This window comes from Streptomyces albiaxialis (genome assembly GCF_039530985.1).
GTDB classification, from domain to species: Bacteria; Actinomycetota; Actinomycetes; order Streptomycetales; family Streptomycetaceae; genus Streptomyces; species Streptomyces albiaxialis.
The window spans coordinates 22,279-34,463 of sequence record NZ_BAAAPE010000011.1 but is presented as its reverse complement, the minus strand read 5'-3'; the positions used below and the strand labels follow the sequence as shown (position 1 = coordinate 34,463).

The following is a 12,185-nucleotide window of genomic DNA, read 5'->3' as shown; positions in this document are numbered from 1 at the left end:
TGTCTTCCGCTCTCCCATGCCCTCACCCCTGCCGCCCCGCTTCTCCGGTCCCGCCGTCGCCGGGGCCGTCGCCGTCGCCGGGGCCGGGGCCGGGGCCGGGCTCCACCGCCGTGCCGTCCGCGATCACCACGCGGGCCGGGCGCAGGAGCTGCCCCCGGTACCGGTAGCCCCGCCGGAGGACCTCCAGCACCTCGTCCTCGGCGGCCCCCGCCCGGTGCCGTACGTCCACGACGTGGTGCCGCACCGGGTCGGCCCGCTCGCCGGATACGCCCACGGGCTCCAGCCCCTCCTGCCCCAGGGCCCGCTCCAACTGCCGGGCCAGGGCCCGGACGCTATCGGCGGGGACCTCTCCGGGCCCGCCCCCGGAGCCCGCGAGGTCCCCGGAGCCCGCGAGCAGGCGGTCGAAGGAGTCCAGCACCTCGACCAGGCCCAGCAGCAGGCGCTCGGTCCTGGCGTGGTGCGCCGCCGCCTGCCGGGCCAGTTCGAGGGCGGCCGGCTCCGGGGCCCGCTCCCCGCTCACCGGTCGAAGCGGACGAGCGCGTCCAGCGGCTCGGGCGGCGGGCCGGGGAACGGCGGCAGCGGGACGCCGTCCAGTTCGTCCGCCAGCCGCTCGGCGGGCGCCCACGGGGGCCGCAGCCACTCCTCGGCCTCCGGCGGCACGTCCGGCTCCGCGTCCTCGGCCGCCTCCTCCGCCTCGGCCGCCTCCCGTGCCGCCGCCACGGCCTCGGGGCCCGCCTCCTGGGCGTAGAGCAGGACATCGGCCAGCAGGCGGCGGCGCGTGGTGCGCAGCTCGTGCCAGGCGCGCTGGGTGCGCGGCGTCATCAGCCCGCGCGCCATCAGCTCGAACGAGAGGTCCTGCATCTCCGCGTGCGGCGTGTCCGGGTCCGCTCCCGCCGGGGCGAGCACCTCGTACGGGAACGGACCGTCCCACGCCGTCGACGGATCATGAATCATTCCCGGCACCCCCGCTCTCCTCGTCCCGCCAGCGCTCGACCCCGGCGATCAGGGCCCGCCGGATCGCGGCGTTCCCGGCGTCCGCCCGGGTCGCCCGGATCAGATAGTGCAGCCCCCGCAGCGGCTCGCCCGCGCGCACCCGTTCCTCCGCGGTGGCCGCCAGCTCCCTGGCCCAGTCGGCCATCCGGGTCTCGGCCCCCTCCTCGGGGACCGGCTCCTCGCTGATGTCCCGCATCATCCTGGTGAAGTCCTCGGGCTCGAACTCCGCGACCAGCAGCCATTCCAGCGTCTCCAGCGCCTCGCGGAGGGTGCTCAGGAAGTCGCTGCTCACCGGCGCGTCCCGCAGCCCCGTGTCGAGGATGCCGAGCGCTTCGAGCAGCACCGGCAGTTTTCCAGAGATCCCCGACCGCCGCTCGCCGAGCGTGAAGACGAGTGCCCGCGCGAGATTGTCCCGCGCGGAGAGCGACTCCGGGTAGTGCTCCAGCGCCCGGCGCAGATCGACCTCGGCGGCCTCGAAGTCCGGGACGAGGCCGAAGTGTTCGCACCGGTTGCCGCGCCAGACGCCGCGCGCCGAGAGCAGCTTGGACATGCGCGTACGGAGCTGGAAGAGCGACTCGCGGTCGAAGGGGCCGAGCGCGAGCACGCCCTCCACCAGCTCCACGGCCTCGTCCAGGCCCGCGCCCCGCTGGACGCCCTCCGCCTCCGCGAGCGCCTTCGCGCGCCCCAGTGCCATCCGTACCACCGATGCCTTCGTACGGGTCTGCATCCCCGCGAGCCGGGACGTCCGCACCGCCGCGCGCCACTCCTCCAGCGCGCGCCGCGACCCGCCGGAGGCCAGGGCGGTACGGGCCAGCGCCAGGCGGGTCTGCACCGCGAGGTCCACGGTGTCCTGGAGCAGCCGGGCGGCGCGGCCCGGGAGATGGAGATAGGCCGGGTTGCGCCGCAGGAAGCCGGCGCAGTGCCCGCACTCCCGCAGGTGCGCCTCCCGGTCGGGCGCGGCGCCCGGGCCCGCGCAGTCCTCCGGGAGGTCCCGCATCTCCCGCGGCTCGGGCAGGGCCCGCAGCGCCTCGTCGAACTTGTGCATGCCGAACAGCGCGAAGGCCGTGGACAGTTCGGAGAACGCCACCCGCAGCTCCCGCAGGGCCGACTCGCCGGGCTCCTCGCCCCGCCGCACCGTCCCGTCGAGCCGCGCGGCCAGCTCGCCCAGCCGGGGGCCCAGCTCCAGCAGCCGCAGATAGGCGGGCCCGCACGCCAGCCGACCGCCCGCGCCCCCGGCGCCCGCCACCGGCAGTCCGCCCAGTTCCCCAAGCTGCCGGGCGCCGCCCAGCTCGGCCTCCAGAGCGTCCCCCAACTCCCAGTACGCGCGGGCCTGTCCGGGCCGGTCCGCGTCGGCGTGCCGCTGCCCGTACGCCGCGAACTCGTCGGAGAGGTGCTGTCCCAGCTTCCACCGCAGCCGCGCGATGTCCTCGGGGCCCGCGCCGCGCCCGTAGCACGCGGCACGCTCCTGCCGCCAGCGCTCCCAGTGGGCGTCGTCGGCGAGCAGAGCCGCCCAGTAGGCCACGGCGTACCGCCAGGCGACGACGGCGTGCTCCCACGCCCCGCTCTCCTCCAGCTCCTTGGCCTGCCACAGCCGCGCGACCGCCAGCCCGTGCAGCACATCCATGTCGCCCGGCGCCTCCCGCAGCCGCGCCTCCCACTCCGCGACGGCCGCCTCCCGGCCCCGGGCCAGCAGGAGCAGCAGCGGCGCGTCGCGCGGCAGGTCGCGGCAGAGCGCCTCGGGGAGCCCCGCGCCGTCGTCGGCGTCGTCCGGGGACAGCTCGGCCAGCCGCTCGCGCAGCGTGCCCGGGTCGTGCAGGCGGTACAGCATCGCGTCCAGCAGCAGCCGCTGGGCCGGGTGCTGGAGCTGCTTCCAGGCCATCCGCTCCTGCCACGTCATGGCGGTGCGGCGCTCCATCAGCGTGTACGTCGCGTCCCGCACGACCGACCACGGCGCCCCCGGATCGACGCCCGCGTCCCGCAGCGCCAGATACGGGTACGTGGGGTCCCGCAGCGCGCACGGGTCGCAGACCAGCGGGGCGCACGGCAGCCCGTCGGCCCACGGCACCCGCTCCAGCAGCCGCTGGAGCCGCCGCGTGCGCACACCGGCCCGGTCGTGCGGGCCGCCCGCGCGGCGGTACGCCGCGACGGCCGCGCTCCACCGGCCGTCCGCCTCCAGCACGCGCCCCCGCGCGTACGCGAGCCGTTCGGCCGCGTCCCGCCGCCCCGCGCAGGCCCCGTAGTGCTCCGCCGCACGCGGCCAGTCCTGACGCGCCTCGGCCGTACGGCCACGGGCGTACGCCGCGATCCCCGGCGCGCCCCACGCCTCGCCGAGCGCCCCGTCGAGCGTCTCGCCGAGCGCCTCGGCCCGCCGGGCCGCGCCCTCCCAGTCGCCCTCGGCCTCCGCCTGCCGGGCCCGTACGTACGCGATGCGGGCCGTCACGTCCCCGAAGTCCCGGGGGAGCGCCGCGTACTCCTCACCGACCCGGCACCAGACCTCCGCGTCGCCGTCCGGCCCGGCGGTCTCCTCCGCGAGCCGCGCCCGCGCGTACCCGGCCCGTACGGGCGCGTCGGCCCACTCCTCCGGCAGTTCCAGGAACGCCCCGAGCGCCTCCTCCCACCGCCCCTCCGCCTCCAGGGCCCGCCCCCGCGCGTACCGCCCGAGGACCGCCAGCTCCTCCCGTGCCGCCCCGGCCTCCGCCGTCCCGGGCGCGCGGAGCGCGGCGGCGCAGATCTCGTGCGCCCGGGGCCAGTCGCCGGAGGACTCCGCGCCCTTGGCGGTGGCCTTGGCGCGGAGGAGGGCGACGGCGCCGCCGCGGTCCTCGTCGGGAAGCCCGGCCACCAGGCTCAGCACCGTCTCCCAGTCGCCCGCGGCCTCGGCGATACGGGCGCGGGCGTGGCGGCGGCGGGCGCCCACGTCACCGTCCGCGTACGTGTCCGGGAGCCGTCCGAACTCCTCGATGACGCCCGCCCAGTCGGCGTCGCGGTCGGCGGCACGGCCCCGCACGTAGAGCCGGCGGTCGGCCACGTCCCGCAGGTGGGGCGGCAGTTGGGCGAGGTGGTCCGCGGCGCGTCCCCACTCCTCGCGCTCCTCCAGCGCGCGGCTGAGCGCGTAGGTGCGCAGGAGGCGCGCGTCGGCGTGCCCCGAGGTCTCGTACGCCCGCGCGGCCCCCGTCCAGTCGCCCCGCGCCTCCGCCACCCGGCCCTCGGCGTAGCGGCGGCGGGCCTCCGCGTCCCGGTGGCCCGTGGGGAGCGCGGCGAAGCGGGCGGCGGCGCGCGGCCAGTCGCCCGCCTCCTCGGCCTCCACGGCCGAGGCGTGCACCCGGGTCACGGCCTCGCCGAGCCACGGCTCGCAGGCGTGGCCGCGCGCGGCGGCGTCCGCGAGGGCCTCCAGGGCGCGTTCCCAGTCGCCCTGCTCGGCGGCGAGCCGCCCGCGCACCCACGGCAGCCAGTCGGCGGCGTCCGCGAAGCCCGGGTCGGCGGCGAGCGCCTCGGCCGCCGCGCGCCAGTCCCGGGCTGCCGCGGCGGTCCTGCCCACGGCGTAGTTCAGCCAGCCGTCCTCCGGCAGCCCGTCCTTCGCCGCCGCCCCGAACTCCTCCCGCGCCCGGGACCAGGACCCCTCACCTGCCGCCACCCGCCCCCGCGCGTACGCGGCCCGCGCCGCCACGTCGGCGAACCCGGCCGGACCGGCCGGACCGGTGGGGCCCGCCTCACCCGCCCCACCCGTACCGCTCGCGGCGCCCATGGCGCCCGTGGCGGTGCCCGCGCACTTCGCGTACGCCGTCGCCGCACCTGCCCAGTCGTCCGCCTCCTCCGCGATCCGGCCCTCCACGTAGTGGGCGCGGGCCCGCAGTTCCGGGTCGTCCGGGCGGGCGGCGAGGAGTTCCGCGCAGGCCGTGGACGCGGTCCGCCACGCGCCGGACGCCGTTGCCCGTTCGGCGCTCTCCGCCAGCTCGGCCCGGTGCCGCGCCGCCACCTCGTCGGCCAGGCAGCCGAGAGGGTCCGGGGTGAGGTCCGCGCGCAGCGCGTCGAGTTCGCGCCGGAGCGTGCGCGCGTCCGCCGACGCCGCCAGCAGCGCGCACAGGTCGTGCGTCGCGGGCCAGGCGCGTTCGAACCGGGCCTCCTCGCGCAGCCAGTCCTGCTCCGACTCGTACTGCGCGGTGTCCATGCGCAGCATCCCCAGCACCTGGTCCCACCTGCCGAGCGTGCGCAGGTGACGGACCGCGGCGATGACGTCGGACGAGCCGACGTTGCCGACCGGGCTCTCCACGGTGCGGAGCGCCTCGGCGCCCTCGTGCACGGGGTCCACGTAGCCCTCGTGCTCGTCGCGGACCACGCGGGCCTTGAACAGCCAGCCGTGCCGGCACTCCTCGTGCAGGAAGAGCGCCGGGGTCGCCCACTCGATCGCGGTGTGCCCGGAGAGATGGGCGATGCCGGTGCGCGCGGCGGACACCGCCTCGTCCACGGTGGCGTTGCCCGCGAGATGGGAGAGCAGCACGGGGCTGAAGCGGCCCGCGCTCTTGTCCGTGAACCGCCCCCGCATCGCCACCACGGCGGGCAGCCCGCCCGCGACGAGCGCCTGGGCGACCCCCGAGAAGGGCTCGACCAGCGAACTGTTCCCGCCCGCGCAGATGTTGAGCGCCGCCAGCCGGAGCTGCGGGGCCTTCAGCAGCACCCCCGCGAGCTGCCCCGCCGGGACCCAGTCGGGGGCCCCGTCCTCCGTCTCCAGGCACACCTGCCCCGCGCGCTGCTCGTGGTCGTACGCCCCGTGCGCGATCAGCAGCAGCGCCGTCGGCTGGTCGCGGCACGCCGCCAGCTCGGCCTCCAGGTCCCGCAGCCCGGCGTGCTCGACCACGACCGTCTGCACCTTCACGTCGGGCAGTACGCGCCGCAGCTCCTCGATCTCCGAGGCGGCGGCGTCGAGCGCGGGCAGCGGGTCCGGCGAGGCGACGGCGACGACCAGCCGGATACGGCTCGGCGGGTCGCCGGGCGCGGGCAGGCGGGGGCCCAGCGGCTGGCCCGGGAGCGTACGCACCAGGGAGACGCGGCGGTCGAGGCCCATGTTCTGGTGCGGCTCCCGCGGGGGCGCGCACAGCACCTCCACGGGCAGTTCGCGCAGCTCGGGCGGCAGGTCGAAGCGGACGCGCAGGCCCCGCGAGGGCCGGGCGTGCGCCGCGCGGTCCATGGCCTCGCCCAGGCACGCGCGCAGCGCGTCGCCGAACAGCAGCTCGTAGACCTCCCGGCCCAGCTCCCGCGCGGTCACCGAGGACGGGTCCCGGCCCTCGGGGAAGTCGGCCCCCAGCTCCGAGGCGACCAGCCGCGCCCAGCGCTCGCCCAGCCGCGCCGCCCGCTCGGCGGGCACCTCCCGCACCTCCGCCGCGCACGCCGGTCCTCCGGCCGCGACCAGATGGCGGTCGCCCCCGACCGGGCGCACCCTGACGCGCAGCTCCTCGTACTCCCGCACCGTCCTCAGCTCCCGCCCGGAATCGCGTCGAGGCCGTCCACGTCCGCACGGACCCCGTCCCGCAGCCGCGTCAGCTCCGCGTCGCCGGGGAGGAGCGCGAGCGCCGCGTCCAGCCTGCCGAGCACCCCGCGCAGCGTGCGCAGCGCGCCCGTCACGCTCCCCGCCTGCCGCTGGCGCGCCGCGCGCACCCTCAGCAACACGCAGAGACTGAGTTGTGCCCGCGGGAGGTGCGGATTGAACTCCACGGCACGCGTCAAGTCGGCCACGGGACCGTCGAGTTCGTCCGGGTCGCCGTTGAAGGCCGAGATCCCCCGGTCGGTCAGCACCCCGGCCAGCGGCCCCACCAGCCGGTGCCGCTCGTTGGCCCCGAGGATCGCGTGCGCGGCCTCCAGGACGGAGACGGCCGCGTCGAGCCGTCCCGCGCGGCGCAGCGCGGCGACCGAGCCCAGTGCCACGTCCGCCACCCTGGGCTGCGTGTCCTGGTACCGGCCCAGCGCCCTGCCGTACCGCAGCGCCGTGCGCCAACAGGCGTGCGCCGTACGGGGATCCGGCTCGGCGGCGGTCAGCGCGGCGCGGCCCTCGGCGAGCGCGGCCTCCACGGCCAGGGTGAGCGCGTCCTCGCGCAGCGCCTCGTGCTTGTGCGGGCCGGGGAGGCCCGCGTAGCCGGGGTTCAGCTCGTCGAAGCGGGCGCAGCCGGGCGCGCAGACGGCGACGGGCTCCGGCGGTGCCTCGCCCAGGGCGCAGTCGGGGCAGCGCAGATCGGCGAGCGCCGCGAGCGTCTCGCGCGGCCGGTCGGCGTCGAACTCCGTCTGGGCGAAGCCCAGTTGGGAGAAGAGCCGTCGCGAGGAGGGCCCGCCCAGGGCCCGTACGTACGCCCCGAACTCCGCCGCGATCCCCAGCTCCGCGAGACGCGCCGGCCCGCACACGAGGGGCCTGTCGGCGGAACCGGGCAGCGGGAACCCGCCGAGTTTCGCGAGCGCCTTCGCGGCCTCGCTCTCCCGCCGCAGCAGGGCGGCGGCCCCGGACCCGCCGTCCACCTGGAGGCAGGCCTCCAGGTGGACGTGCAGGTCCGCGCGGAGCGTGGTGAGGTCCGCGGCGGTGAGCGTGACGCGGTGCCGCCGCTCGGCGTCGGCACGCTGCCGCTCCCAGAACCCGGCGTCGTGGAACAGCGCCCCCCACGCCGCGACGCACGCCTCGCGCGGCCCGCCCCCGTGCAACAGGACCAGGGCCCGCAGATGAGCCAGCCGCCGGTCCGTAGGACGGCGCCGCGTCGCCTCCCCCAACACCTCGGCGGCAACCCCGTGCCGGGCCCCCATGGCCAGAACGACGGCATGCAGACCGAGCGCCCCCGGCGCATCCCCCCGCGAGGGCCCACCCCCCACCTCATACGCCGCCGCCAGCAACGCGGCGCTCCGCCCCCACCGCAGCCCACCGCCCTCGCCTTCCGTGCGCCGAGTGCCACCGCCTTCGCGCTCCGCGGGTCGGGGGCCGCTGCCCTCGTCCTCCGTGCGTCCAGGGGCGGCCTCGGACTCCGGGGTCAGTTCGCGTAGTGCTGCCGTGCGCAGGAGGGCGGCCGTTTCGCGTTCGGCCCGTTCGTTGGGGGTGAGGTCGGTGGTTCGTAGGGTGGTGAGGGCCTCGGTGAGGTGTCCGTCTCGGGTGAGGGCGGCGGTTTGCCAGGGGCCGTTTCCGGGGGGTTGCCCCGCCCTGTAGCGGCACTCCGCGAGTACCGGTGCTGCCTCGTCCACTTCGGCCAGGGTCGCGGCGGCCTCGCTCCATCGGCCCTCCCGCATCCGCAGGGCGCCCAGCGCGAGTGGGGGCGAGAGTGCCGCGAACTCCTCCTCGGCACCGCGTACGTCGCCCGTACGGTCGTGGCACAGGGCGAGCCCGTGGCGGGCCTCGTGGTCGTCCGGGCACAGCTCCAGTACCCGGGACCACAGCCCGGCGGCCACGTCGTACGCGCGGGACGCGAACTCCAGGCGGGCGGCGTACCGGTACGCACGGGGGTCGTCCGGGAGGCGTCGCCGCACCTCGTCCAGGTGGGCCCGCGCCCGCGCCCTGGCCCCGCTCTCCCGGCGCACGGCGAGCTGCCACACGGCGTAGAGCCGGGTCTCGGCGATCGCCTGGCCGAGCCCGTCCCCGGACCCGTCCCCGGACCCGTCCCCGGACCCGTCCCCGTCCCCGGACCCGGCGTCCGGCCACCCGCGTTCGCACTGCTCCAGTACTTCGACGGCGGGCTCGAAGTCCTTCCGGCGGATCAGGCGGCATGCCTCGGCGTAGCGGGCGTGCACCAGTGCGGTCCGGGTCCGGAGGGCCGCGGCGTCCAAGGGGGCGGACGCTTCCGCGTGGTGGAGGTCGTCGAGGGCGCCGCCGGGGTCCCCGAGGAGGGCTCTGGCGTACGCCCGCTGCACCCGCGTGCGGCACGAGGCCTCGGGGGAGTCCGGGGGCACGCGGTCGAGGGCGGCGGTGAAGTGGCGCTCGGCCTTCCCGTACGCCGCGCCGTGCGCTGCCGCGCAACCCGACCAGTATCTCGGCCGCCAGTCGTCGGGGGACCAGGTGTGGGCCTGGGCCAGGAGTTCCTCGGCCGTCGCCGGGCCGTCGTCCCCGGCCAGCCGCAGCCGCGCCCTGCAGATGAGCAACTCGGAGGCGACAAGGCCCCGTTCGGCGCCGCCGGCCTCCGGCAGCGCCGACAGGCCCTCCTCGCACAGCCGCTCGGCCGACGCGTGTTCGCCCCGTTCCCGTGCCGCCTCGGCCCCGGCGAGCGCCTGCCGCGCGTCGCCGAGGCCGTCGTCCCGCTCGTCGTGCCCGGACCGCGAGGTCACACGGCCGGTCCCGCCGCCTCGTCGAGTTCCGAACGCCAGCGCCCCCGCGCGCGGTCGTAGTGGAGCGGGCCCTGCCGGAACCGTGTGAGATCCAGCCCTACGAGCTGCTCGTACGCCTCGCTCGGAAGGTCCGCCTCCAGGACGACCCGCAGGCCGCTCGCCGCGTCCTGGAGCACCAACGGGCGGGATTCGAGGGCCGGTTCGCCCTCCGCGGCAGCGGCCCCGCTCCGCAGTACGCGCCGCACCAGGCCCTTCAGCCCCGCGTACGCGTCCTTGACGGCCTCCGTGCCCAGCCCGGTCAGAAATCCGTGCAGCGGCAGTGCGATCAGCACGGCCCATTGCAGTTCGGACGGTCCCCGGTGGGCCAGTACGCGGCGGGTGCGGAGGGCCAGCCCGTAACCGGCCAGCGTCTCGACCAGGTCTTCCTCTGCGGCCCGAGGGACCTCGTGTCCCACGAGCGCCTCGGCGGTCCCCGTCTCCTGCGTCACGAGGGCGAGGATACCGCTCGTGTCAGGAACTCTTGCGGAGGAGGAAGAAGAGGCTCGGCCCGAAGTCGAGGGAAGCCAGGGGCGCTTGGAGGGTGCGCTCGGCCGCGAGCACGGCGCGCGCCGGGAGGGCGCGCTTCAGCCGGGCGCTGCGCAGGTTGGAGACCGAGAGCTTACGTTCGACTGCGAGGCCGACGGCCGCGAACTGGCTGGTGACGGTGTCGGGGTGGTGGTTGACGAAGGGGATGCTCCCGTCCTTGCGCTTGTCAGCCGAGCGGATGTCGACGGGGTCGCGCGGGAGGCGCTGGAAGCGGACGAGGTAGCGGACCTTGTTGACCGCGTGGGTGAGGTTGGCGACCTCGATGATGGCCGTGCCGCCGGGCCGCAGCACGCGGGAGATCTCGCGGAGGGTCGGCTGCGGGTCGGGGAGGTGGTGCATGACGCGGATCATCGTGAGCAGGTCCACGGAGGAGTCGGGCAGGCCCAGCGCGCCGGAGCGCATGAGCCGGGGGCGGATGCGCGGGTGCCCCTTCAGGTGGTGGGTCGCGGCGTCGAGCTGCTTCTGGCTGGGGTCCAGGAGCGTGACCTCGTCGGCGTACTCCTCCAGCAGCAGGCTGAGTCTGCCGAAGCCGCCGCCCACGTCGGCGGCGTGCGCGCAGGACATCGTTCCCAGCAGGCGTTTGACCGCGATGGTCTCGGCGCCGTGCTCGTAGTCACGGCCGTCCCAGTAGCGGACGTAGTCCTCGTCCGCGGCGTCGTACTGGTTGGCCGCCGGGATGCCGTGGGAGACGTTTCCTTCGGGGAGGGGCTGGGACATGGTTCAGACCTCGTTCTTCTCAGGGGCGACGAGCCCGGGTGGTGTGGACCGGGCTGCTGCCGATGGGCGGCACCGCCCATCCGTGGGCTTCCCGGACCACGTCGCGGACGGCCTCGACGCTCAGCCGGGACAGGTCGACGCGGATCCAGCCGGGCCGGGGAAGCGCGTGGAACGGCCTGCGGGACGTGGCGTCGAGCACGAGGAACCGCAGCCAGCGGCTCACGTGGATACGGGCGGTCGCGCGGGTGCCCGATCCGTTCACCGTCACGAACGTCCTGCCGCGCACGCGGAACCGGTTCATCCCCCAGTCCGGGACCTCGAAGACGCCCGGGAGGGACAGCATCACCGAGCGCAGCTCTTCCTCACTGACCATCAGTACTCGCACCCGCCTCTCCGCCCTTGGTCCTGTTCAGGGCTGCTGCACCGCTCCAACGGGGCCGCACGGGAAGTGGTTCAACCCCGCGCCGTTATCCGCTGTCACAGCTCCGTCACAGGCACGGTGAGTGAACCGTTGCGGCCCGGGCCCCGTTCTGGTGCTGCGAGGGGCGGTCGCACGGGTCGCGCAGGCCGCCGGGCCGCCCCGCAGTCCGCACACCGTCCGACGTCGAGGGGTCAGCAGGTGGGTCACCGGAAGCCGAGGAGCGTCGCACGACGCGGCACCGTCGGGTTGCTCGCGCTCCTCATGGTCGTCCTGATAGGCGGGGCCGCGGTCGCCTGGGACCACAGGAGGGACGAGGCCCGGGCGTCGTCGTCCGGGACCGAGGACGAACCGCGCGCGGAACGGTCGTCGCCGCCGCCCGCCCCGGAGCCGTCGCCCTCCACCGAGGACGAGCCCTCGGCGTCACCTTCGTCACCGGCTCCCCCCTCGGCGTCTCCCTCGGAGAAGCGGACGAAGCCCTCGGCGAGCCCCTCGCGCATTCCGGTCCCCGCCACGGGCCCCGGCACCTTCGCCACGGCCCGGTCCTCCGGGGACACAGCCGGACAGGGGGCGAACCTGCGGCGCTACAAGGTGCTCGTGGAGAACGGCATCGAGCTGTCAGCGGAGAAGGCGGCGGCCGAGGTCCAGGCGGTCCTCGCCAACCCGCGCGGCTGGACCGCCGACGGGCGCAACTCATTCCGCCTGGTCGACTCGGGGCCCGTCGACTTCGTGGTGCGGATCGCGACGCCGGGCACCGTGGACCGGATCTGCGGGCGCGCGGGACTGCGCACCCGGGGCGAGGTCAATTGCAGCGTCGGCGAGGACGTGGTCGTCAACCTCAAGCGGTGGGTGCTGGGTTCGGACCAGTTCGACGGGCCGATCGGCGAATACCGCGCCCTGATCGTCAACCACGAGGTCGGCCACCGCATCGGCCACGGCCACCTGGGCTGCGGCGGGCCGGGCCGGCCCGCGCCCGCGATGATGCAGCAGATCGACGGCCTGCACGGCTGCGAGGCGAATGCCTGGCCGTACGACGAGAACGGCACGTACATCTCGGGGCCGACCGTGCCTTAGCCGTACCCGGCGCTTCCGGGTGCCCTCACCTCAGGGCTGAACAGGGGCTGCCCCGGGCCGTGTCTCGCAGTCTGCGGCTGCGCCGTGGCCGGTCGCGCAGTTCCCCGCGCCCCTTATG

9 protein-coding genes are annotated in these 12,185 nt (G+C 76.4%); 1 reads left to right on the top strand and 8 read right to left on the bottom strand.

From position 1 onward, the window contains the following. Window positions 1-22 precede the first annotated feature (22 nt). From ABD343_RS20760 to ABD343_RS20725, 8 genes are all read right to left on the bottom strand, one after another. Complete coding sequence (locus ABD343_RS20760) at window positions 23-520, bottom strand: nucleotide exchange factor GrpE (RefSeq protein ID WP_344530383.1); 498 nt, start codon at window positions 518-520, stop codon at window positions 23-25. Further along, window positions 517-954 (bottom strand): hypothetical protein, encoded by a 438-nt coding sequence (locus ABD343_RS20755; protein ID WP_344530381.1) that lies wholly within the window; start codon window positions 952-954, stop codon window positions 517-519. Before ABD343_RS20755 ends, ABD343_RS20760 begins: the two co-directional genes overlap by 4 nt. After that, complete coding sequence (locus tag ABD343_RS20750) at window positions 944-6,454, bottom strand: CHAT domain-containing protein (RefSeq protein WP_344530380.1); 5,511 nt, start codon at window positions 6,452-6,454, stop codon at window positions 944-946. Before ABD343_RS20750 ends, ABD343_RS20755 begins: the two co-directional genes overlap by 11 nt. Before the next feature lie 5 nt (window positions 6,455-6,459). Further along, window positions 6,460-9,273 carry a hypothetical protein gene (locus ABD343_RS20745; protein WP_344530378.1) on the bottom strand — a complete coding sequence of 938 codons (2,814 nt, stop codon included), beginning with the start codon at window positions 9,271-9,273 and terminating at the stop codon, window positions 6,460-6,462. After that, window positions 9,270-9,761, bottom strand: a complete 492-nt coding sequence (locus tag ABD343_RS20740; RefSeq protein ID WP_344530376.1) for a hypothetical protein — start codon at window positions 9,759-9,761, stop codon at window positions 9,270-9,272. Before ABD343_RS20740 ends, ABD343_RS20745 begins: the two co-directional genes overlap by 4 nt. 22 nt (window positions 9,762-9,783) lie before the next feature. Next, a complete protein-coding gene (locus tag ABD343_RS20735; RefSeq protein WP_344530374.1) occupies window positions 9,784-10,575 on the bottom strand; it encodes a class I SAM-dependent methyltransferase in 792 nt (263 codons plus the stop codon). A 19-nt stretch (window positions 10,576-10,594) separates the two neighbouring features. Beyond that, window positions 10,595-10,948, bottom strand: a complete 354-nt coding sequence (locus ABD343_RS20730; protein WP_344530372.1) for an MmcQ/YjbR family DNA-binding protein — start codon at window positions 10,946-10,948, stop codon at window positions 10,595-10,597. A gap of 251 nt (window positions 10,949-11,199) precedes the next feature. After that, a complete protein-coding gene (locus ABD343_RS20725) occupies window positions 11,200-11,529 on the bottom strand; it encodes a hypothetical protein (RefSeq protein ID WP_344530950.1) in 330 nt (109 codons plus the stop codon). Between ABD343_RS20725 and ABD343_RS20720 the strand changes: the two genes are divergently transcribed. Then, window positions 11,492-12,067 (top strand): DUF3152 domain-containing protein, encoded by a 576-nt coding sequence (locus ABD343_RS20720; protein WP_344530917.1) that lies wholly within the window; start codon window positions 11,492-11,494, stop codon window positions 12,065-12,067. The two genes, ABD343_RS20725 and ABD343_RS20720, sit on opposite strands and share 38 nt — an antisense overlap. The last annotated feature ends 118 nt before the right edge of the window (window positions 12,068-12,185 follow it).

Coding starts and splice junctions, on each gene's coding strand:
- ABD343_RS20755 (WP_344530381.1), bottom strand. CDS start 954: ATGATTCATGATCCGTCGACGGCGTGGGACGGTCCGTTCCCGTACGAG.
- ABD343_RS20735 (WP_344530374.1), bottom strand. CDS start 10,575: ATGTCCCAGCCCCTCCCCGAAGGAAACGTCTCCCACGGCATCCCGGCG.
- ABD343_RS20730 (WP_344530372.1), bottom strand. CDS start 10,948: ATGGTCAGTGAGGAAGAGCTGCGCTCGGTGATGCTGTCCCTCCCGGGC.